The organism is Sporomusa sphaeroides DSM 2875, from assembly GCF_001941975.2.
Taxonomy (GTDB): Bacteria; Bacillota; Negativicutes; order Sporomusales; family Sporomusaceae; genus Sporomusa; species Sporomusa sphaeroides.
The window spans coordinates 3,100,789-3,121,796 of sequence record NZ_CP146991.1; the positions used below are offsets into that span (position 1 = coordinate 3,100,789).

The window sequence follows — 21,008 nt, forward strand, 5'->3', positions numbered from 1 at the left end:
ACATCCTTCCTCTGTATAAACCATCGAGAAGCAACAAGGCTTAGCCCTGCTGCTTCCCGGGTTCATTATGTTGTTATCAGCTGCAAATATTAGATGCCTAGCAGTTTCTTTCTTTCCAAAAAGGCTTGCTGCGATACCGAAGCAAAAGCCGGATGCGAGGCCCGCACCGTACCGCCGGAAATGCCGCCCGGAGCCGCTTTTAGGGCCAGCGTTGTGACTACCGGTTCGTAAATAGCCGCACCGTTAATGCTCCAGCCGGTACCGCTTGACGCCAAAGCATTGGCGGCAATAGAGCCTTCTACCGTGAAGCCAACATCATATTGATACATCGCGAAATCGTTGCCCCGGGCAAACCAAACCATATTGTCGGAATTGTTGTAAATCAGCGACCAGAAATAACCGGCGAAAGTAGTAAGTGACTGACTGGGCAGATTTAAGGTTGTATCATCTATATAACCGCCAGTACCGGTGTTAAGAGTTGTCACATCCGTGTTGTACAGGTAACCGGTAAGTGCACCGGTACTTATATTACTATAGTAACCGGTTAATACAAATACCTCACCGCCAGCGCCAATGGCAATGTCGCGGAAATCACCCTTGGCTGCATCTGTCGTAGAAGTTGAGCTACCGGCAAACAAAACGCTGGAAACCATCGTGGATTTCACCAGTCTTTCCAGTTTGGAATCGGCACCGTTGCTGAAGCCGTTCTGCTGCATGCCGCCGATGGAGGTGATGTACAGGTCGCCGCCATATTCGGCAAAGCCGAAGGCGTTTTTGCCAAGGGTGCTATTGGTATTCGGCGTTGACGCCAGCGCCAAAGCCGTCGTTAATTTTACCACTGTACTGTCATTATAACTACCGGCCCAAACGTCAGTAGCCGAAATAAAGAGGGCGTATACATTATTGGCGTCAACAGCGACATCAATGCCATAGTCCTGAGCGGCTGCGGTATTGAAGTAATACTTATTGACCGTGTCGAAGGAATAGGTGTCACCGGAGGAATTTTGTACGCGGAAAACGGTTTGGCGGTCATAATCAATACCGTAAATATAATCATCGGTGCCATTTCTCTTGAAAGCATATACGTTCACCAGCTTATCCGCGGTGGCGGTGCCGTAGCCCCATTGTACCGTGCCGGAAGTCGGATACACTTGGGCAAAGGTTGCGGCATTAAGAATCCGGAACTCGCTTGGCAGCGGATTATAAGAGGAATCATAGACGGTTTCCGCAACCAACAGGCGGGGTTGACCGTCTTTATTCAGGAAATAGAATACCTTCGGATCAGGTGCTAAACCTGTAAGATTGGTAACATTATGCTGAATTGTCGGTGTGGTCGACGCATCAAACTTGCAACGGCCGACTTCGCCTACACCGCTACCCACTCCATAGTTATACAACCCATACGCTAATTCACTCGCCATTTTACATTCCTCGCTTTCGTTTTTTAATAGTTTTTCTTACCTGACTACCTTGCAGCAGCAGACTAGGCTGCTGGAGTTTTAACCTCGCAGGTTAGGCGCTAACGCTCACCTCCTTTACAAAAGTAGGGAATTTCTCCGAAGGTTAACCGGCTCCAAGACTCTCATCTTCTATAAGGGGGATTATGCCCCTACGGGCTACAGGCGAGCGGCTAAACCTCCGGATAATTCCGACCAGGATTCATTGGGGTTAAAGCCCCGCTTGAATCAAGTCTCATCTATCAATCAGGGATATCACGTTGTCGGCCAAGGTACGGCATCAACCCGGTGATCTTTCCCATGATTAATCAATCTAATGTTCAAGGCCAAACTACCCGCTTATTGTTTGAGCTTAGCTATCACGTCGGCGGTGATATCAATACCGCCATAGACCACGGTTGCTGCATCGATAATTACTGTCAGTCCCTTTTCCTCGGCAACGGCCTTAATGGACGCCTCGATTTTGTCGCCTACCGGTTTCATGAGGTTGTCTTCCTTCCGGGCTTCCTCGCGGGCGATGGTGTCGTTTAAGGCTTGCCGCTCGGCCTCCGGCAGGTCCTTGCTCCGGGTGTCGTAGTCTTGCTGCGCCTCGTTCCGCATGGTCTGAATGCGGTTCATGATATCCTGGATGCCGGGGTAGCTGGCGAAAACCTGCTGCCGGTTGACATAGCCCACGGTTTGCTCCGGTTTGGCCTTGGCCTTGGCGGCCTGCGCCCCGGCCGGGGCCAGTATGCCGCCCAGGAAACATACGGCAATAAGTAATAAAAGACTGCGTGTTATTTGCTTCATGCCATTTCCTCTCCTATTTGATTTGTGCTTCTAAGCAATAAAAAAAACTCCCTCATCGGGAGTGGTTACGCTGTCCGGACGAAAGCCGTCCTGGCTTGTTGCGTAATCTCCTCCCCATACCTCGCAGGTCAAACGGTGATTGTCAGACAGGCAGTTCTCCTGGCTCCGGTTCATTGCTTTCTCGCACCTTCCCAAAGCGTTCGCTCCAGTGGCATATCTGCGAGATTGCTCCCCGTTACAGTGGCGGGACCGCGCCGGCATTGCACCGGACTTCCCTATTAAGCCCCGTAGGGCACCTATCCCAACGATATTCATTTGTCATCACTTTCTCATTCTATACACGACTTCGAAGCATTATGCCGAAAATCAGCAGATATTGTGCCCTTGCTGTTTGCACCTGGCAGCAAACTTCACATACGCTTCCAGCGCTTCGATAATGGCATCTTCCATCATTTCAGCCCTGCCATTCCTTCCGGCTTCCTCAACAATATGCTGAACCTGCCGGACATGATAGCCATAGTCCAGCAGTGCGCGGGTTAAGGTCTCGATCCTCCGGCGTTTCATAGCTCACCTCTCCTACTACCGGACTGCGGTAAAATATATTCACTTCTCCCCGCCGGCGCAGCGGCTTTGGTTTGCTTGTCCTTTAAAGCGCCGGCATGGGGCTGCAGGCTGTCGCTATCCCCCTTTGGCAATGATTTGTATGCGGTGCCGGCTAAACGGCACCGGGTATATTACTGTCATGGGCCTGATCCATGACAGCAGCTCACAAGTGAAACAAAAAGCGCCGACTATTCCGCCCGGCGGAACAATCGACGCTTTACCTGTTGCTAAAGCTGCCTGCTGCCGGTGCCGGGTCAAAAACCGCTCGCTGGCTGTCAGGCGAGAAAGCTCACCTTAACAAGCCTCCAGTCATATGTTAGCTCAGAGCTAGCCTATGCCTGCGAGTGTTCTTAATCCCAGACCTGTGCATCGCAGGCTGTACGGATATACATGTCTCAGCTGAGACACTAGAAACCAGGCAGTACCCTGACTTGGGTCATCACCACATTCTCCTTGGTAAGAGGCTTGCAGAAATATGGCTCTCCTTCACAGTTGCGAGACAGCGCCGGAATCACACCGGACTTCCCTTTTAAATCCGCCCTGACGACGGATACCTGATTTCGTATAAAGTTTTGTGAGATCATAACCTTGAATAAGCAACTAATTATCTGCAACAAATATAAAAAAGCCTTCCTGTGATGAAATATCCAGAAAGGCTTTTTGTAATCAGGCGAAACTGCCGTCACAAAATACGAATTGCATCGCAATCCCCTCCCCGATTCATCGCAGGTCAAATGGTGATCGTCATGCAGGCAGTTCTCCTGGCTCTGGCTCATCGCTCCTCCAAACCTTCCCAAGATCGCTGGATCTCAGTGGTATATCATGGATTCGCTCCCCATCACAGTGGCGGGTCCGCGCCGGCTTTAAACCGGCTTCTCTGTTAGGCCCATACGGGCACCTGCACCAAAGTACATTATTCTCTTTTTTGGTAAGAATTCCTTTATTTTCTATGCTTCAAATATAGCACTGTTGGGTAATTTTGTCAACAACTTTTTTAGTCTGTATTTTATGTTATGCAGCTATATTGTGTCATAAAGCAACAGGAATAATTATATTCTAGCACAGATAATTCTGCTTGTCACACTTTTTCCTTCGTCATTTTCCGACATATTTAGATAGCAGTTTTAATGACCAAGGCGCCTTCGTCATTAAAACGGACAACGGTATTGGCAGGAAATTCGACCACTTCCCCAGCCGTTGAACGCCAGGTTACCTTCTCTTTGAGTGTTCCAACGGCGACTTCCCCATTCTCGTCGAATTCTATGGCTTGTTTGGCGCTGAACTTGACAAAACCGGCTGAGTCGTTTGCGGCAAGGTTGGTTCGCCAGCCTATAGGCCGCAGGTGGGTATCGTCGGCCAAAACACCGGACCGGATGGCCCCGGAATCATAAACAGCCAGGACGGTATTTTCTCTCAAGGTCAGAAAGCCGTATTTCCCTGCCACCAGACGAACGGTGGCCTGCTCGGCAAGTGTGCCGCGAAGCACTTCGCCCTGTTCGCTGAAGGTAACCAGGGTTCCGCCTTTATAGCGCAAATGCCCGTAGCCGGGAATGGCCATATTATAACTTCGTTCGATAAAGGAGCGATGAAACCGGGGGAAAAAGGAGCCGACCGCATAGGCGGAAACGTAGTAGTAGTCGTTAATTACTCTTTCCCAGCCGCGCGGCTGGAGAAAGGTATCGTCTTTCAAAGTACCGGAAATCACTTCACCCAAATCGTTGGTGGTCAAAATCGTGCCTTTTTTGAATTCGACCTTATCACCAACCGTCCACCCCTGGGGATGCAGCTTCGTGTCTTTGGGCAAAGTTCTGGTTTCCGCCTGCACGCAGGGAACAACCAACAGAACTGCCAATACCACACCCAGCATGGCGCTCATCACGCGCCTAAAAGAGAAAAAATGTCTCATAACCTCCAGCTCCTTATGTAGGAATCTAAAACACGGGGACAGGGATACCCGTATAGTCAATTAACGCCGACGATTCCGCCCGGCGGAACAGTCGGCGCTGTGCAAAACAATATCGTCTAACTCTTGATACGCGTCCTTGCTGCTTTGATATAATCGTCTAGTGAAACACCATCACTTTGAGCAGCTTCCTTACGGCCTTGCTCAAATATTTCATCAAAATTAGCTAAGACCTGGCGGTAACGGTGCTCCTCTTCCGAGTTGTATTGTTTAGCGATTGCCTTGGGTTTCGCAACAGCCATACATAACACCACCTTTAGACTTTCTAACCACAGTATACCATTAGTCTGATTGGTTATCAAACAATTCTTTCGGAATAACTATCCATTATCCTGCCTGAATAAGGTTAAGATTTCTCCCTTAACACCGTTTTTATCATATTCTGCGCATTGAGCATAAAAGCCGTGAGCGGCTGTTCCAGGCGGCTTTGCTCATCCCGGAATTCTTGTTCATACCGGTGCAAAATCTGTTCTTCCTCATAGCCTTGTTCTGCTAGGCGCAGGATAAATTCCTTAGTTTCCCGGACAGCGGTGATGCAGTTTTGCCAGTAACCGGCAGCAGCACTGTCATTCACCAGTCCATAATGTGGTGAAATGATGAAGCGCGGCTTTACTTTGCGGCATTTCTCGATAGAAGCCAGTGTGTCGGCACAGCTGGTGATAAATCCCGGATAAAGTTTGCCGGAAGCACTCAGATAGCCGGTCGATTCACTGAGAAACAGTGTTTCGTTATTTACCAGAAAGGATAAGGAGCAGCGGGTATGTCCCAAGGTTTCCAGTACCTCAATCCGCAAGCCGCCCAGCTCCAATATATCTCCGTCCCGGATAATGGTATCCACTTTCATCAGAGCATCGTCATACCAGGCCAGTTCGCCGGCATGAAAAAGCTTGGCTGCCTGCTCACTCAGTTTTCTAATAGTCGCCAAGGCATTTTCCCGCTTTAAAATTCGTTCCGCATACCCGGCGCCGCATACCTCACTGTTGGGCCATTCTTTTTTTAAAAAAGGAACCGCACCAAGGTGGTCATAGTGCGAATGGCTGATAAGGATATAATCCAGCGTCCTGTTGTTAAGATATTGTTTGATATTACTGATAAGCTGATCTGCGCAATACGCCATGCCGCAATCAATTAATGCCGTTTTTTCATTCCCTAATAGCAAAAAGGCGTTGCCGCCTTTGCCACCGGTTACATTTACAATTGTATCCATATTAGTCATTCACCTGTATTCTCTTGCTGTAATAGTTTTAGCTTTCCGGCAGCAGCCGCAAATTACTGCGACCTATTTGCGCTCCTCCGGCTTGGCTAACTGTAAGTTAATATGGCAGTAGCCGCCCGGTGTTTTTGCCAAATACTGCTGGTGATATTCCTCTGCCGGGAAAAAATGCGCCACCGGCTCCACTTCGACGACAATCGGCGCCGTATAATGCTCCTGCATGGTTGCAATAAAACCGTTAATGACGGCTTTATCTTCCTCCGCATTGTAATACACGCCTGTCCGGTATTGTGTGCCCCGGTCCGGGCCTTGACGATTTAAGGTGGTCGGATCAATGATCCGGAAGAAATGCTCCAGTAGTTTCGGTAACGGCAGCACCTTTTCGTCATAAGTTACTTCACATACTTCGGTATGTCCGGTCATTCCTGTACATACCTGCTGATAGGTGGGTTGTTCGGCGGCACCTTGTCCATAGCCAACCCGGGTGCTCAACACGCCTTTAAGTTGCAGAAAATAAGCCTCAACACCCCAGAAACAACCGCCGGCAAGCCATATTTGCTTCATAAAAGGACGCCTCCTCTTGTGTTTTCCCCGACTTAAACAAGTCCTTCCTATTTTCCGTTATTACAAGCTTTTTTATCCTTTGTTACTGTGAACATGCCAGTCCCTCCGGCTTATGCTTTGCGTCCCCGGCACAATGCCTGCAGGGAAAGGCTCATGATAACAATCGCTGCCGCAGCCAGCGCCGCCTGGGGAAAGGATTTGAACAGAACATTGCCGAAACAGCTGAACGCGATGGCCCCAGGCACACTGCCCACCAGTGTCGCCAAAACATAGGGACGAAAGCTCACCTTCGACAAGCCGGCAAGAAAACTAACCGCATCCCAGGGGATGACGGGAGCCAGGCGCAGCAGCAATACTGTGCGGAAACCATGACTTGCCGCCTGATTGTCCAATTCCTCCAGCACTGACCATCTTGACCATGCTTTGAGCCTGTCACGCCCCAGCAGCCGGGCTGCCCCAAAGCATAACGCAGCGCCGCCGGCTGTGCCGATAACCAGATAGATGGTTCCCCACACAGGTCCGAAGGCTAAGCCGCCGCCGACAGCCAAAACAGCGGCAGGAAAGAAAAACAGCGGACGGACAATATTGCATATGATGTATAACAGCGGCCCCCAATAGCCTAATGACAGCATCATGTTCCGGATGGCTTCCGGTTTAAACCGTTCCAGCCCGAAACCATAAAGATAGATAATGCCCAGCACGATAAAACCGGCAAAACAGCCGGCGATAGCCGGCTTGAAAACTGTTTGATTATAGTATCTCATAAGTGTTAATTATAGACCTTACATTGCTTCTGTGTAAAGAAAAATCTTGCCTATCCGGCAAGAACTTAATCCTGCCGTGGGATAGCGATAATATATACATTCCGCACCACATGGCCGGGTTTAAGGTATTGAGCGTCAAACCACATATCCTGGAATCGTAAAGCGTTAAAGGAAGATACACCGTCCGGATTATTTGCCGACAACCAATGCACGGCAGGATCGGCGAAAAAGATGGTATCCGGCCCTTTCCCCGGCGATTCAGAAGCTGCGTAATACCCGGTGACTACTACCCAGTGCCCTCCCCAGTCAATCCATTCCACCATTGTAGGGATTCCGTTCTTCAGGTTTTCCCGAAGCATTTCCATGCTTCCATTATAACCAACTGTTGCTTGAAAGCCATTTTTCTGTAACCAGTTTACCATTTTCTCCGGGGGAGTGCCAGGATGCTTAGAGTTCATATCACCGGTTCCCATTTCCCGGGCAATCAGCATTTCAGTTTCGTGGTTCATTGCCTGGTCGGAAAGAACATTGTACCAGTGCAGCAGAGACATTACGGCAGCCGGGCCACAGGTATAATCGGTGGTCTGTTGATAGCCTTTGACCCCAAGGTATGTATAGTAGGGGCCGTCCTTCATTTCATAATAGTTAGCAGCACCGGTCGAGTCCGGCAGCGGCAGGCTGCTCTCTTCACCGGCAAGGTTTAGCGTGGCAAAGCAGAGCAGGAGACTAAAGCAGAGCAACGCCGTCTTCCAGCGATTAGCAGGTACCAGTTTAATCAACATATGGCCCCTCCTAATGAATAATGAAATAAAAAACAAGAGCAATAAATGTAGGTTACGCATTTATTGCTCTGGCGGTAGTTTCTATTGACATTAATGTATGACAGAAAAGCAGCATTAATTACTGTTAATACACCAGCTTTTCTTTGCAAAATCCTCTGCGAACGCTTGTTAGCTGCCGCGCCTGTCCAGCTGCTTAATTGCTTTTTCAATTCTCGTTACGGCCTCCAGCACAACACTCTGCCGGGTAGCAAAATTAAGGCGCGCAAACCCTGCTGCCTGCGTGCCGAAAGCCAGGCCTGGGTTTAAGCCTACTTGTGCCTGTTCTACCAGAAATTTGCTCAACTCATTTGCTTCGTTAAAGTATGCACGAAAATCCAGCCATGCCAAAAATGTTCCCTCCGGTTTAACCACCTTAACGCCAGGCAGTCTTGCTTCCATAAAATCCACAAGCATAGCCGCGTTTTTCTCCAAATACACCAGCAAAGCATCCAGCCATGCCTCGCCTGCCTGATAAGCAGCTTCGGTAGCCAACACGCCAAAAAGATTATTGCGCCGCAGATGCATGCGGTTAATTTCTGTCTCAATTAATCCGCGTCTCTGCTTGCAGGGAACAATAATAAAGGAGGTATTGAGTCCGGCGATATTAAAGGTTTTACTTGCTGCCATAAAAGTAATGCTCTGGTGGCACACCGGTGTGCCCAGTGAGGCAAATACGGTATGTTTATGCCCGCCGTATACCAAATCGCTGTGAATTTCATCAGACAATACATCTACCTGATAGGCTTGACAAAGATTATATACTCTTGTCAGTTCCTCCCGTTTCCACACGCGGCCCACCGGATTGTGCGGGCTGCAGAGCAAGAGCAATTTGTTGTCCGGATTTGCCAGTTTTTGTTCCAAATCAGCAAAATCCATTTCATAGTAACCATTATGTGAAATTAACGGATTCTCAACAATGTTCCGGTGATTATCTTTGATGGAAGCAAAAAACGGGGGATATACCGGTGGCTGAATAATAATGCCGTCACCCGGTTTTGAAAGCGCTAAAATAGATAAAATGATGGCCGGAACAACACCGGGGGCCTGAACAATCCATTCTTTTTCAATATTCCAATCATGCCGACGTCTTACCCAGTCGATAATTGCCTGGCTAAAGGGCGCCCGGTCACGGGTGTTGTACGCATAAACAGAATGCCCGGCACGTTCTCTAATCTTCGCCGCGACCGCCGGGGGCGACGCAAAATCCATATCTGCAATCCACAGCGGCAAAACCTCTTCACTGCCGAACACACTGCCGATATCATCCCATTTGCGGCTATCGGTTCCCCGCCGGGCAATAAGCTGATCAAAATCAAACTCGGCGCTGCTGTTTCCCATATAATTATTTCCTCGCTTGTCTACTTTTTTTGCCGCCGTTTCGCGCCAATAGATTACTGCTATTTTTTGGGCTGCAGCAAACGTTTGTAATAGGAATGAGCCGTATACAAAGCCGCTGCCGGATTGTGTCCGGTGATTCTGTCCTTGGTAATCAGCGTAGTAACCAGCGCCTGTGAATATTTGATGAACAGTGAATCATGTCCTACACACAGACCGATAACCACATTCAAATCGGTATTTTGGGAGTTCAGTAAACGCGCCTGCAAAATAGGATTGCACATGGATTCAGGATTCCCCGGACGCACTTTTTCCTCTTCCAGTATCCCGATTTCCGTTTTATCCACCGCCCCCACTTTGCAAATGGCACTGTAATAGGCCAGCCCTTTAGCTTCCAGAATAGCCGCGAAAATTTTGGCTTCTTCAATTAAGCCGGCGCAGGTGGCAATGCCTATTTTTTTAGCGCCAATCCGGTTGGCAAATTCGATAATCTCCTCTACCCGGCTGAGCTTTCCATAAAACAGCCCCTCTATCTGGGCTGAGGCCCTGGCAATAACGGCGTCCTGATCATCGCCCTGCAAATGCCGCTTGATTTCCTCAATATCCTCGGCGACCGGATGGCCGTCAACAGCTTTGGTGGTCAGGCAAAAGCCCGGAAACTGCTTGTCTCTTGTTCTACAGTTATACACGCTGCAATGGGTGCAGCTGAGGTTTTCTTTGTCGTTTTTACCGGACATAATGATCATTTCCCCTTTTCCCTTATTGTCAGATGGTATACTCAGTAAACGAGATATAGCGTGATAAAAACTGTTTTGTACGCTCTTCCTTGGGATTATTTAATATTTCCGCCGGCGGTCCCTGTTCTACGATGACGCCCTTGTCCATGAAGATAATATTGTCCGCCACTTCCCGCGCAAAATTAATTTCATGGGTAACCACCACCAGGGTGGAGTTGACCTCCCGCGCTACCGTTTTCATTACTTCCAGCACTTCACCCACTAATTCCGGGTCAAGCGCCGAAGTCGGCTCATCAAACAGGATAACATCAGGATTAAGGGCTAAAGCCCGCGCTATGCCGATTCGCTGCTGCTGGCCGCCTGACAGTTCATGCGGATAGGCATCGGCTCTATCCGCCAGTCCGACTTTGTGCAGCACCTGTAATGCCTGGGCTTTAGCCTCCATTTTAGGCAGCTTTCTGACGACAGTCAAGCCTTCCATAATATTTTCCAGGGCAGTCTTATTTTTAAATAAATTATACATTTGAAAAACCATAGCCGTATGCTGGCGGATTTTATGGATTTCGGCTGCCGATGCCTTGGCTACGTCGATATGGATATCATTAAGGATAATTTCTCCCTGGTCGGCCTTTTCCAGAAAGTTGACTGACCGCAAGAGCGTTGTTTTGCCGGAACCGCTTGGTCCTAAAATAACCGTTACCGAACCGGTGGGAATTGTGCAGTTGATTCCCTGTAACACTTTATTGGCCCCAAAGGATTTATGGATATTTTTAAACGTAATCATGGCTGAATTCCTCTCTTAAAAAAAGCAACTTTATCTTCAACTACCAGAAATATCTTTTCAAAGATGATACTCATGCCCCAGTAAATAAGGGATACCACTATATAAATTTCCAAATAGCGGTTAGTACTGGCCGAAAGCACAGTAGCAGCGCCAAATAATTCCATTACGGTAATCATAAAGGCGATGGACGTGTTTTTTAATAAATTCAGGAATTGATTGGCCATCAGGGGTAAGGCAAATACCGCCGCCTGCCTCAATAGGATGCGGCAAAACCCTTGCCACCAGGTCATCCCGACAGACAGTGCCGCTTCCATCTGCCCTTTATCAACCGATTGTACCGCAGCGCGAAATATTTCTGATAAGTAAGCGCCGGTGCTGATGGTCAGCCCAATAACAGCAAAAGTCATAGCCGGAATTTGATGAAACTCTATTTTCCTGCCGGTGGTTTCCGATAACAGCATCAGGGCAACCGGTAAGCCAAAAAATACGATGTACAATACGATCATGGTAGGCAAGGCTCTGCCCAGCAGTACATACAGGTCGGCCAACCGACTCAAAACAGGTATTCTTTTTATACGAATAACCATAACCATAATTCCCAGTATACTGGCAAGCAGCATACTGGTGGCCGCCAGCCCTAAGGTCACGGGAATATATCTGATTAATTGTAAAAACATGTCACCCAGAAAATAAGGGTCAATAATCGTATTCATCATGATATTATCTGCTTTCTTTCTTTTTCATCCAATGAATCAGGTAGTTAATTCTTTGCCTAAAGTGGTTTGACGCTCCAGGAAACCGGTCGCCGCCTGGATGGCAAAACATAAGAGAATATAGATAATGGCGATGTCCACATATAATTCTAAATGACGATAACTGTAAGAGCCCATTAAATCGGCTTTGCGCAGCATATCGACAACACCGACATTAAAGATTAATGACGTACCCTTTAAGGTTGAAATTACGTTATTGCCTAAAGCCGGAATCGCCATCCTGAAGGCTTGGGGCAAAATAATACGAATATACGCCTGACGGCTATTCATGCCAATGGAATGAGCGGCTTCCAGCTGCCCTTTATCTACCGCTAAAATACTGCTGCGCATAATTTCGGCAATATAGGCACCCGCATGTATTGACATGACGAGAAAGACAAACAGCAGCCCGGGGATTGAGCGGATATCCTGATAACCCAGGCTTTGCAGCAATTGCGGCAAGCCAAAGCATACTAAATATAATTGTACTAAGAACGGAGTGCCGCGGATAAAAGAAATATATACAAGGCTAATTTGATTCAACGCTTTTATTTTATTAATCCGGATTAATGCAACCAGGCAGCCAAGCAAAATACCAAATACCTCGGCAACAATTGTAACGATAATGGTAACATCAATATAGGATAATAAAATCGGAAACGCTTTTAACATATAATCAATACTGAAATAACTCCCCAAGCTGTCACCCTCTTTCTCCACCTTAGCTCCGGCAGGTGGCTGGAATAGGAATCCCTTATGTTTGCGGCACAGTGTAATCCTTGCCTAAAAATTGTTCAGATAATTTTTTCAGGGTGCCATCTGCCCGCATTTCCTTTAAGGTCGCATCAATCTTGTCGGCTAATTGCTGGGACGCTGCATCTTTACGCAAGGCAAAGCAGGTAGGATCGCTGGCGATGGAAGCGCCAACCGCTTTTACATCAAGTCCCAGGGTCTTTTTGGCTTCATTGATGGCTACTTCGTACGCCGGGGTGGCATCCACCCGCCCGGTAACTACCAGATTCATGGTTTCGGTGGTTCCCTTGTCAGTGTATACCAATTCGATCTTAGGCTCGGCAGTTTCGTTGTATTTTTGCAGTTGACGGGTTACTTCACTGCTGCTGGTAACCGCCACCTTCTTGCCCCGCAAATCATCAATATTCTGGATATCTTGCCGGTCGCCTTTCACCGCCAGTTTACGGCTGGTATAATTGTTAACTTCTTTTGTAAAAATGCTCTTATCCGCTCTTTTAGGGTTTTCGACAATCTGATTGGCAATAATATCAACCTGACCGGCTTCCAAACCTAAAAAGCCGGCATCCACACTCATGGTTTTAAAGGCAAATTTAATGTCAGGATTTCTTCTTTCGACTTCACGTAAAATTTCTATATCATAGCCGGTCAAATGGTCTTTTTCATCCATATAAGTAAACGGTCTGAAGGTTCCCCGTGTTGCCACCTGATATACTTTTACTGCTTTGTCCTCTTGTTTAGCTGCCTGTTTACTATTCTCGCTTAACCCGCAGCCCGCACTAAGCGCCAGACCCAGGATTAATATACTTGTCAAAAATAAGCTTCTGTACTTTTTAGTGTTAATAACTGATTTCATATCCTTCGCTCCTTTTTCGTATAAAGTGGACTTAGCTTCCTTACGAAGGTATTAGCTTGAATTCATCCTTGTTTCCTCCTCTATTACCACTGACTGTCCTGGGAAATGAGCCTGCAGCCAAACAAAAAAAGGCCTAGTTTCCCCTTGCGAGAAATTAGGCCTTCAGTTTGTCTGATCAGCTATACATTCTGTACCATTTATATGCTATTAGTAATGCGGTATTTACATTATAGACAACCATGGTAAAATCGTCAAGTACATTTTTTAGCCTTATGCGTAGGTTTTAGTAAGCCATTTCTTCCCTTCTACCAGTCTGGCAATAAGCATGGAACAGACTACATTGCCGGTAGAGTTCAGCAGTGTTGCCGGCGCATCGATAATGGTGCTGATGACCGCAATGATAGGCAGCACTTCCGGTGAAAACCCATAAACGCTGATAATCAGCATTTCACCGATCATGCCGCCTCCCGGTATGGCTCCCATTACCGCCCCAACCAGAAACGACACACCCACAATGCCCATCCAGGTCGAGAAACTGCTCATATCCATCCCGAAAAGGCCAAATAAGAATACAATCTTCAGAACCCCGCCGAACACAGAGCCGTCTTTATGAATGTTAGCGCCTAACGGAATAACGGTTTCCACCATATCTTTAGGTACGCCAATGGCCTTGGCCGACACCAGGTTAATCGGAATCGAAGCAGCGCTGGAGCAGGTGGCAATGGCTGTAACCGAGGGGGCTAACGCATTGCGCCAAAAAGCCTTTACCCCTTTCTTGCCTGCTGCAACATAGGCATACAAAGTAAAAAAGCCAAAATAATAGATAACCGTCAGCACCAAATAAGTAATAAAGGTCTTCAAATAGCCCTGCAGGATTTGTGTGCCCAGCTCACCCACCACATTAGCAAAATAAGCCCCCAAACCAATCGGTGCATAATACATAATCAGCTGGACTACCTTCATCATGACCTGGGTCGCTGCCGCCAGAAAAGCAGCCACCGGTTTCGCCGCTTCGCCCACCAGCGCAGTTGCCAGACCGGTCAGCGCGGCCAGCACAATTAAAGGTAAAATATGAGATTTGGACAGTGCCAGCGGAAAATCCGATACGGTAAAGGTTTGCACCAGCTGTCCCAAAATGCCGGCCTGGTTTGTTTTAGCCGGGCTGCCCGGCTCAGACTGAACTACATTTTGCAGGGTGGCGTAATTGATTCCCTCGGTCGGGTTCATCAGTAATGCAACCCCCAGGCCAAACACAGCCGCGATCAACGCCGTAACAAAAAATACCAGAATCGTGCTGCCCATAATTTTGCCCAGCCGGCTCATTTCTCCCATCGAAGCAATAGCCGATGCAATACTGAAAAACACCATCGGCACAATAATCATAAACAACAGGTTTAGAAACAAATCACCCAACGGCTTAAGAACAGCAGCCTCCGGTCCTAAAACCACCCCCACGGCTCCACCGATAAGAACCGAAGCCAGCAAAATGATGGAAAATAAATAATCCTTTAAAACTAATTTCACGCTTACCAATCCTTTCGAAATGCGTCTAACCTTATTTCGCCATAAAGCACCCAAGTCCTTGCCGCCGCTAACCGGAATAGCCTTTTTTTAAGCTTCAGGGCTATTTATATATATTATTCAGCTAGTAGTTCACCAAGCCCAAATTCATAGTGTTCTTATCGCGATATTTTCCGCCCAGCTTCGTTGTCGTCGCCTTACATATGTCCGATATGCGCGGCTCCTCCGCCTTGCTGGACGAAAAATCTCGCGCAATTCATCCTATGTCTTTAGACTTGGTGGACTACGGATGAAAGTTAGACATATTCAACCAAAAATTCCACAGTTTCGGCTTCGGCACAATCATCCACTATGTCCCGGATAAAATTAACCTGCCTGTCAAGCAAGGTGCCGCTGCTGCTCACCATCGCCACGCCGATCACCGCCCGCTGCCAGCAATCCTGGAACCCGGTTTCGGCAACCGAGGCATTTATCCGTGAACGAATTCGCTGGGTAATACTTTTAATAATCTGCCGTTTTGCCTTGAGAGAACCCACATCAGGCAAAAACAGTTCGATAGTGCAGATAACAACCTTCATAGCATCAGCCTCCGACAACCTGAATCCCCACCTTACGCCGCCGCGGCCCGTCAAATTCGCAAAAATAGAGCCTTGCCAGGTACCTGTTACTTGTCTTGCGGTGTCTGTACCATGGCTTCCCGGAACTTGCCGGGGGAACAGCCGATATATTTTTTAAAGACCAGGATGAAATATTTATAATCATGGAAACCCACATGTTCACCGATTTCATACACCTTCCATTTGTCTTGCTTCAGCAATTCCACTGCTTGCAGGACACGGTAGCGGTTTAAAAAATCATTAAAGGTATAGTTTGTTTCCTTTTTGAACTTTGTATGTAAATAGGTGCTGGAAATACCGTATTTTTCACTAAGGTCATTAATGGATATTTTCTGGCGATAGCAGGTCCTAATGTATTCCACCATCTTGGCGGTATATTTGCTTTTAGCTGTCTCCAGACTGTGGGAATCTATGATTTTATCAGTAGATATATGCTCCAGCGCCTCCATATATTGCCGCACTTTTCTATTGGCTTCAATTTTGTGGGTCAGCTTCTCCAATGTTTGGTAAAGGTGGTCAAAATCAACCGGTTTGAGCAGATATTCGGTGACATGGAGGCTAATGGCCTTTTTCGCATATTCAAATTCACCATAACCGGAGATAATGATGGCCTCATATTCGTACTGGCCGATGCTTTCCTCCAGCATTTTCAGGCCATCCTTACAGGGCATTTTTACGTCGGTGATGACAATGTCCGGGCGGATTTCCCTGATCTTCTCCAGCCCTTCCTCGCCATCGGCGGCCTCACCGGCAACAACGCAATTTACCTTCAGCCAGTCCACCATAAAGATAAGCCCTTTGCGGATGATGTCCTCATCTTCTACAACCAAGACCTTATACATCGTCATCCTCCAATATAACCGGTACCTTGAGCAGTACCCGCATACCCTCCCCAGAAACCGACTCAATGGTAAGCCCGTATTCCTGGCCATACAGCAGCTGTGCCACCCGGTGAACATTATACAGGCCGATGCGTTTGGGCATTGCGTTTTCATCCTCCAGCACCGCCTGCAGCGCAGCCAGGCGGGCCGCATCCAGACCCGGACCATCATCCTCAACACAAAGCACCAGCTGCTTAGCCTGCCTGCGGCCGGTAATGCGGATAGTTATCTTTTTGGAATTCTCCAGCCCATGGATGATGCTATTTTCCACAATCGGCTGAATGAGCAGCTTCGGCACCTTGTACGGCAGGATGGCTTGCTCAATGTCAATACTATACTCCAGCCGCTGGTTATACCGCATTTTTTGCAGTGACAGATAGTCCTGCACATAGCTGATATCGGTCTGCAGCGACACATGCGTACTGCCGTAATTGATACCGTAGCGCATAAGATTGGCAAAGGCTACCACCATCCTGGCGGCCTGCTCCGGATTGATTAAGATTTCATAGCGCAGCGCTTCCATGACATTAAAAGCAAAATGAGGATTGAACTGCCCTTCCAGCTGCTTAACCTCCATAAGGCGCTTGCGTTCCGCCATTTCATTGTTGCTCTGCAGCAGCTGCTGCACTTTAAGCATCATGCTGTTGAAATTGTCATACAGCATTTGAAACTCGCTAAAGCTCTGGGACTTGATCCGGTAATCGATATTGCCTTGCCGGCATTCGTTGACGGCATAAAGCAGCTCGTCAATGGAGCTGAGATGTCTTGCGGTGATTTTATCTGCCAAAAAGCGTATCAGCAGCAGCAGGAAACAACTGATGCCCAGAAGAAACATGCCGCCAAACTGAATAATTTGCTGCTGCTGGACAACAGAAAGCAGGGTTATGATCCTCATATTGCTTTCCGGCAGGATATTGGCGGCGACATGATAAGGCTTTTCATCAATAATAAGGGAGGAGGCCTCCCCGGGGTCGTCTTTATATTTGCCAAGCGAATCGATCAGCAGATTATTGGTGGAAAAAATGACATTATTAAAGGCATCGGTTATGACAATAATATCGGCTTCCCGGTTACGCATCACAACCCCCAGGCTGTCTTCCTGCAGACTGAAGACCAGATAGCCCACCGTCCTGCCACCATCCTGTACGGCCCGGATAAAGGTTAAATCCGACTTCTGACCATAGTCAAAAGGGATGTGAATCACACCGCTGTAAGTCATATCCGGAGCACCGGCTAAACGGGTTAACGCTTCCTGTACGGTTCTGTTGGCTAAAAACAGCAGTTGATTGGTTTTATAGAGATTGGTGGAGATAATCTCCCTGTCCTGATTGAGCAGGACAAAATTGGCTTTAAGCTGCTGTGAGAGCGAAAACTCATATAATTGTTGGTTAACTTCCCGCAAATCAGCTTGCGCGGCAAGAGCCTTTTTCACTTCCTCATTTTCCGCAAAAGCTTTGATGCCCTGTTGATATCCAGTCCACTGACCGGCAACAAAAGCGCTTACCGCCTGATTGCAGTCGGTGTTGGCCTTCACGACAAACAGCCGGTAATTCAGCAGCATGAAGGCCAGAAAGACAATAAACATCAGACAGATCAAAGCTATTATGTACCGGACAAATACGCGCTTCATATAGTCCTTAAAGGATACGGCTTTTCCCATGTTTTCACCATTTCTTTTGCCGCCGGTAGTGCCGGGCAGCGAGTATTGCTACTGTTATATTATAAAACAGGGCCTCCAATAAGGAAACCCTGTTTCGCCGATGACTAACCGGTTACATGCTGATGTCCCGTTTGCCGGTAAGTCTGTAGAATATAAGCAAGGAAAGGATCGAGGTAATGGTAAGTACTGTGGAATAGGCCGAGGCATTGCCGTAGTTGCCGCGGATAACCTCGGTATAGATGGAAATAGTAAGCGTCTGGGTGCTGTTGGTGTAGAGAATAATGGAAGAGCTCAGCTCGCTGATAATTGTTACCCAGCTCATAATCGCACCGGCAAGTACGCCGGGCATCATCATCGGCACCGTCACCTTGGTAAAGGTTTTCATTTCCGAAGCACCCAGGGAAATGGCGGCCTCTTCCACACTGGGGCTGATCTGCCCGATGACGGCAGTGCCTGACCGTACCGTATACGGCAGGCGGCGAATGGTAAAGGCAATGATCATAATCAGGGCCGTGCCGCTCAGCAGAATGGGCGGATTATTAAAAGCAAACAGGAAGGAAATCCCCAGCACCGAGCCAGGTATGATATACGGGAACATTGTAATGGTGTCCAGGGTGCTGTTCAGTACATTGCGTTTGCGCACCGTAAGATAGGAAATCAGAATGCCCAGCACGACAATGATGCTGATACTGATAACGCCAAGCATATAGGTGTTCCAAATGACTTCATTATCTTTGGCAAACAGCGTCGCCTCATAGCTTTGCAGGCCAAAACCGCCGGTAAAGACCTGCCCGCCGTTGCTCTTTAAGAACGAAGTATAAATAACCACTGCCTGCGGCAAAATGGCCAGGCCCACTACCAGATAGACAAAGGCATGGGACAGCATATTTTTCAAGCCGGCAGCCTGCTCGGCTGCCATCGGCTTGAGCGCAGTCATGGAATAGGTACTGCGGTTGGCCAAAAACCGCTGGGCAAAGAACATCAGGATGGTCAGCGTAATGATAATGACACAGAGGGCTGCGGCAAAACCGTCGTCGCCGCCGACTTCGCTCATAAACTGCGTATAAATCAGCACCGGCATGGTTTTAAAGCCTTCGCCAATCAGCATCGGTGTCCCAAAATCAGCAAAAACCCGCATGAAAACAAGCAGGGAGCTGGCAAGTAAAGTGGGCATAATCAGCGGGACAATAATCCGCATGATGCGTTCAACCCTGCCGCAGCCCAGACTCTCGGCAGCCTCGTTAAGCGAATTGTCCATGCCCTTCAGCGCGCCGGAGACATACATGTACACCAGCGGAAAGGATTGCAGGGTAAAGACCAGCACAATGCCGGCAAAGCCGTAAATACCGTCAAAGGTGATGCCAAAAAGCTCATTGATGAAATTGGTCACCATGCCATTGCGGCCAAGCAGTTGAATCCAGGCATACGCCCCAATGAACGGCGGCGACAGATAGGAAATGACAATCAGAATATCCAGCCAGCTGCTGCCCCTGATTTTCACACTGCGCATCACGTACGCCATCGGCAGTCCGATCAGCGCGGCCAGCAGCGTGGAGCAGACAGTCACCTGAAAGCTGTTTACCAGTGTACTCCAGTAGAATTTCTTGGTAAAAAACTTCAATAAATAATCCAGGGTAAAGCTGCCGGAATGCGGGTCAACCACACTTTTGTACAGCACTAAGGCGAGGGGATAGATAATAAAAACCGAGAATATCGCCAGAATGATCAGGCTAAAGGAAGTCCACATGGAAAAGCGCTTTTCACCGGAGTATCTCATTTGCTTTCACCCTTAATCAACGTGTTTTTGCTTTCATGATGAAATACATTGATCTTGTGCGGCTTTACCGTCAGATAAACCGGCGTGCCGTCGGCAATGGTTTCCTGTCCGTCCTGAATGACTTCGAATTCCTGTCCGTTTTGCAGGGTGACAAAATAATGGGTATTCAGGCCCAGGAATACGCTGCTTTTAACCAATGCCGGCAAGCCTTCGCCGGTGGTGTTAAGCTGAAATTCCTCCGGCCGCACCGAAACCAGCACGGCTTGCCCGTCGGCTGCCGTTTCGTCAATATTATCCATGCTTACCCGGTAACCGTTGGCAAAATCAACAAAGGTCCCGCCGTCGCCGTGGCGGACAAGCCTGGCCTCAAGAATATTGGAAAGACCGATAAAGGAAGAAACAAAGGTATTGGCCGGGCGTTGATAGATATTTCGCGGACTGTCAATTTGCTGGATGATACCGTTATACATGACCGCGATTCTGTCGGAAATGGCGAGAGCCTCCTCCTGATCGTGGGTGACATACACGGTGGTGGTATTGATCTGCCGCTGAATGCTCTTGATGGCATTGCGCATTTCCACCCGCAGCTTGGCATCCAGATTGGATAGCGGCTCATCCATCAATAAAACCTCCGGATGGATGACAATAGCCCTGGCCAAAGCCACACGCTGCTGCTGTCCGCCGGAAAGCTGCGCCGGCATGCGGTCTTTCAGGTGATCGATCTTAACAATTTTTAAAATCCCGTCAACCTGCTGTTCAATATCCTTTTCGGGAATACGCCGCATTTTCAGGCCAAAAGCTACATTATCCTTTACCGACATATGCGGGAAGATGGCATAGTTCTGGAAAACCATCCCCATATTGCGTTTGTCGGGAGAGATATCATTGACAATACGGCCGCCGACCTTAATCAGGCCGCCCTCTATCGAATTAAAGCCAATAATCATCCGTAATAATGTAGTCTTGCCACAGCCCGAAGGTCCTAACAGCGTGAAAAACTCTCCCGGTGCTATCTGCAAGGACAGCCCTTTAATAATGGTATCGTTGCCATATTTTTTTACTACATTTTCAATATCGATTGAAACGCTCAACGCCAATCCCTCCGGCTTAAAAGAATTTTACAACAGGGGAAAAAAGGGCCATTGCGCCTCAGACTTTAGCCGC

General features: G+C 48.1%; 22 protein-coding genes and 3 riboswitches. Of the genes, 1 reads left to right on the plus strand and 21 read right to left on the minus strand.

Annotated elements, in window-relative coordinates; translation table 11 throughout:
• Positions 1-89: 89 nt before the first annotated feature.
• The 3 genes from SPSPH_RS14505 to SPSPH_RS14515 form a co-directional block, all read right to left on the minus strand.
• Positions 90-1,421 carry a hypothetical protein gene (locus SPSPH_RS14505; protein ID WP_075757517.1) on the minus strand — a complete coding sequence of 444 codons (1,332 nt, stop codon included), beginning with the start codon at positions 1,419-1,421 and terminating at the stop codon, positions 90-92.
• 375 nt (positions 1,422-1,796) lie between these two features.
• Positions 1,797-2,246: an OmpH family outer membrane protein gene (locus SPSPH_RS14510; protein WP_075757516.1), complete on the minus strand. Its 450-nt coding sequence runs from the start codon at positions 2,244-2,246 to the stop codon at positions 1,797-1,799.
• A 132-nt stretch (positions 2,247-2,378) separates the two neighbouring features.
• Positions 2,379-2,561: riboswitch (cobalamin riboswitch) on the minus strand.
• A gap of 51 nt (positions 2,562-2,612) precedes the next feature.
• Positions 2,613-2,810, minus strand: a complete 198-nt coding sequence (locus tag SPSPH_RS14515) for a hypothetical protein (RefSeq protein ID WP_075757515.1) — start codon at positions 2,808-2,810, stop codon at positions 2,613-2,615.
• Between the two features lie 124 nt (positions 2,811-2,934).
• Between SPSPH_RS14515 and SPSPH_RS14520 the strand changes: the two genes are divergently transcribed.
• Entirely contained in the window at positions 2,935-3,147 is a 213-nt protein-coding gene (locus SPSPH_RS14520) for a hypothetical protein (protein WP_146196581.1), read from the plus strand.
• 102 nt (positions 3,148-3,249) lie between these two features.
• Positions 3,250-3,422: riboswitch (cobalamin riboswitch) on the minus strand.
• A 161-nt stretch (positions 3,423-3,583) separates the two neighbouring features.
• A riboswitch (cobalamin riboswitch) is annotated at positions 3,584-3,766 on the minus strand.
• A 194-nt stretch (positions 3,767-3,960) separates the two neighbouring features.
• Here the strand turns inward: SPSPH_RS14520 and SPSPH_RS14525 are convergent.
• From SPSPH_RS14525 to SPSPH_RS14610, 18 genes are all read right to left on the minus strand, one after another.
• A complete protein-coding gene (locus tag SPSPH_RS14525) occupies positions 3,961-4,755 on the minus strand; it encodes a hypothetical protein (protein ID WP_143559027.1) in 795 nt (264 codons plus the stop codon).
• A gap of 116 nt (positions 4,756-4,871) precedes the next feature.
• Positions 4,872-5,054 (minus strand): hypothetical protein, encoded by a 183-nt coding sequence (locus SPSPH_RS14530; RefSeq protein ID WP_075757512.1) that lies wholly within the window; start codon positions 5,052-5,054, stop codon positions 4,872-4,874.
• Positions 5,055-5,158: 104 nt separating this feature from the next.
• Positions 5,159-6,019 carry an MBL fold metallo-hydrolase gene (locus SPSPH_RS14535; protein ID WP_075757511.1) on the minus strand — a complete coding sequence of 287 codons (861 nt, stop codon included), beginning with the start codon at positions 6,017-6,019 and terminating at the stop codon, positions 5,159-5,161.
• Positions 6,020-6,091: 72 nt separating this feature from the next.
• Positions 6,092-6,589, minus strand: coding sequence for a peptide-methionine (S)-S-oxide reductase MsrA (gene msrA / locus SPSPH_RS14540; RefSeq protein ID WP_075757510.1), 498 nt, complete (start codon positions 6,587-6,589; stop codon positions 6,092-6,094).
• A 110-nt stretch (positions 6,590-6,699) separates the two neighbouring features.
• Complete coding sequence (locus SPSPH_RS14545) at positions 6,700-7,353, minus strand: TVP38/TMEM64 family protein (protein WP_075757509.1); 654 nt, start codon at positions 7,351-7,353, stop codon at positions 6,700-6,702.
• Between the two features lie 65 nt (positions 7,354-7,418).
• Complete coding sequence (locus SPSPH_RS14550; protein WP_075757508.1) at positions 7,419-8,135, minus strand: peptidase C39 family protein; 717 nt, start codon at positions 8,133-8,135, stop codon at positions 7,419-7,421.
• 168 nt (positions 8,136-8,303) lie between these two features.
• Positions 8,304-9,512, minus strand: coding sequence for a MalY/PatB family protein (locus tag SPSPH_RS14555; RefSeq protein WP_075757507.1), 1,209 nt, complete (start codon positions 9,510-9,512; stop codon positions 8,304-8,306).
• 59 nt (positions 9,513-9,571) lie between these two features.
• Positions 9,572-10,246, minus strand: coding sequence for a DUF1847 domain-containing protein (locus tag SPSPH_RS14560; protein ID WP_075757506.1), 675 nt, complete (start codon positions 10,244-10,246; stop codon positions 9,572-9,574).
• Positions 10,247-10,274: 28 nt separating this feature from the next.
• Positions 10,275-11,030 (minus strand): amino acid ABC transporter ATP-binding protein, encoded by a 756-nt coding sequence (locus tag SPSPH_RS14565; protein ID WP_075757505.1) that lies wholly within the window; start codon positions 11,028-11,030, stop codon positions 10,275-10,277.
• On the minus strand, positions 11,027-11,746 hold the full coding sequence (locus tag SPSPH_RS14570) for an amino acid ABC transporter permease (RefSeq protein WP_233139171.1): 720 nt from the start codon (positions 11,744-11,746) through the stop codon (positions 11,027-11,029). Before SPSPH_RS14570 ends, SPSPH_RS14565 begins: the two co-directional genes overlap by 4 nt.
• Positions 11,747-11,782: 36 nt before the next feature.
• Positions 11,783-12,481 carry an amino acid ABC transporter permease gene (locus tag SPSPH_RS14575; protein ID WP_075757504.1) on the minus strand — a complete coding sequence of 233 codons (699 nt, stop codon included), beginning with the start codon at positions 12,479-12,481 and terminating at the stop codon, positions 11,783-11,785.
• Positions 12,482-12,536: 55 nt separating this feature from the next.
• Positions 12,537-13,388, minus strand: a complete 852-nt coding sequence (locus SPSPH_RS14580; protein WP_075757503.1) for a transporter substrate-binding domain-containing protein — start codon at positions 13,386-13,388, stop codon at positions 12,537-12,539.
• A 270-nt stretch (positions 13,389-13,658) separates the two neighbouring features.
• A complete protein-coding gene (locus SPSPH_RS14585) occupies positions 13,659-14,912 on the minus strand; it encodes a dicarboxylate/amino acid:cation symporter (RefSeq protein WP_075757502.1) in 1,254 nt (417 codons plus the stop codon).
• 293 nt (positions 14,913-15,205) lie between these two features.
• Positions 15,206-15,487 carry a DUF503 domain-containing protein gene (locus tag SPSPH_RS14590; RefSeq protein ID WP_075757591.1) on the minus strand — a complete coding sequence of 94 codons (282 nt, stop codon included), beginning with the start codon at positions 15,485-15,487 and terminating at the stop codon, positions 15,206-15,208.
• 86 nt (positions 15,488-15,573) lie between these two features.
• Positions 15,574-16,368: a response regulator transcription factor gene (locus SPSPH_RS14595; RefSeq protein WP_075757501.1), complete on the minus strand. Its 795-nt coding sequence runs from the start codon at positions 16,366-16,368 to the stop codon at positions 15,574-15,576.
• Positions 16,361-18,067, minus strand: a complete 1,707-nt coding sequence (locus tag SPSPH_RS14600; protein WP_075757500.1) for a sensor histidine kinase — start codon at positions 18,065-18,067, stop codon at positions 16,361-16,363. The genes SPSPH_RS14595 and SPSPH_RS14600 overlap by 8 nt, the downstream gene beginning before the upstream one ends.
• Before the next feature lie 112 nt (positions 18,068-18,179).
• On the minus strand, positions 18,180-19,844 hold the full coding sequence (locus tag SPSPH_RS14605; RefSeq protein WP_075757499.1) for an ABC transporter permease: 1,665 nt from the start codon (positions 19,842-19,844) through the stop codon (positions 18,180-18,182).
• Positions 19,841-20,935, minus strand: coding sequence for an ABC transporter ATP-binding protein (locus SPSPH_RS14610; protein WP_075757498.1), 1,095 nt, complete (start codon positions 20,933-20,935; stop codon positions 19,841-19,843). Before SPSPH_RS14610 ends, SPSPH_RS14605 begins: the two co-directional genes overlap by 4 nt.
• Positions 20,936-21,008 lie beyond the last annotated feature (73 nt).

What these genes read in the sequence shown, in the direction of transcription:
- msrA (WP_075757510.1), bottom strand. Translation starts at nt 6,589, where the DNA reads ATGAAGCAAATATGGCTTGCCGGCGGTTGTTTCTGGGGTGTTGAGGCT.
- SPSPH_RS14570 (WP_233139171.1), bottom strand. Translation starts at nt 11,746, where the DNA reads ATGATGAATACGATTATTGACCCTTATTTTCTGGGTGACATGTTTTTA.
- SPSPH_RS14545 (WP_075757509.1), bottom strand. Translation starts at nt 7,353, where the DNA reads ATGAGATACTATAATCAAACAGTTTTCAAGCCGGCTATCGCCGGCTGT.
- SPSPH_RS14515 (WP_075757515.1), bottom strand. Translation starts at nt 2,810, where the DNA reads ATGAAACGCCGGAGGATCGAGACCTTAACCCGCGCACTGCTGGACTAT.
- SPSPH_RS14565 (WP_075757505.1), bottom strand. Translation starts at nt 11,030, where the DNA reads ATGATTACGTTTAAAAATATCCATAAATCCTTTGGGGCCAATAAAGTG.
- SPSPH_RS14600 (WP_075757500.1), bottom strand. Translation starts at nt 18,067, where the DNA reads ATGGGAAAAGCCGTATCCTTTAAGGACTATATGAAGCGCGTATTTGTC.
- SPSPH_RS14605 (WP_075757499.1), bottom strand. Translation starts at nt 19,844, where the DNA reads ATGAGATACTCCGGTGAAAAGCGCTTTTCCATGTGGACTTCCTTTAGC.
- SPSPH_RS14560 (WP_075757506.1), bottom strand. Translation starts at nt 10,246, where the DNA reads ATGTCCGGTAAAAACGACAAAGAAAACCTCAGCTGCACCCATTGCAGC.
- SPSPH_RS14550 (WP_075757508.1), bottom strand. Translation starts at nt 8,135, where the DNA reads ATGTTGATTAAACTGGTACCTGCTAATCGCTGGAAGACGGCGTTGCTC.
- SPSPH_RS14510 (WP_075757516.1), bottom strand. Translation starts at nt 2,246, where the DNA reads ATGAAGCAAATAACACGCAGTCTTTTATTACTTATTGCCGTATGTTTC.
- SPSPH_RS14590 (WP_075757591.1), bottom strand. Translation starts at nt 15,487, where the DNA reads ATGAAGGTTGTTATCTGCACTATCGAACTGTTTTTGCCTGATGTGGGT.
- SPSPH_RS14505 (WP_075757517.1), bottom strand. Translation starts at nt 1,421, where the DNA reads ATGGCGAGTGAATTAGCGTATGGGTTGTATAACTATGGAGTGGGTAGC.
- SPSPH_RS14580 (WP_075757503.1), bottom strand. Translation starts at nt 13,388, where the DNA reads ATGAAATCAGTTATTAACACTAAAAAGTACAGAAGCTTATTTTTGACA.
- SPSPH_RS14530 (WP_075757512.1), bottom strand. Translation starts at nt 5,054, where the DNA reads ATGGCTGTTGCGAAACCCAAGGCAATCGCTAAACAATACAACTCGGAA.
- SPSPH_RS14535 (WP_075757511.1), bottom strand. Translation starts at nt 6,019, where the DNA reads ATGGATACAATTGTAAATGTAACCGGTGGCAAAGGCGGCAACGCCTTT.
- SPSPH_RS14595 (WP_075757501.1), bottom strand. Translation starts at nt 16,368, where the DNA reads ATGTATAAGGTCTTGGTTGTAGAAGATGAGGACATCATCCGCAAAGGG.
- SPSPH_RS14525 (WP_143559027.1), bottom strand. Translation starts at nt 4,755, where the DNA reads ATGAGACATTTTTTCTCTTTTAGGCGCGTGATGAGCGCCATGCTGGGT.
- SPSPH_RS14555 (WP_075757507.1), bottom strand. Translation starts at nt 9,512, where the DNA reads ATGGGAAACAGCAGCGCCGAGTTTGATTTTGATCAGCTTATTGCCCGG.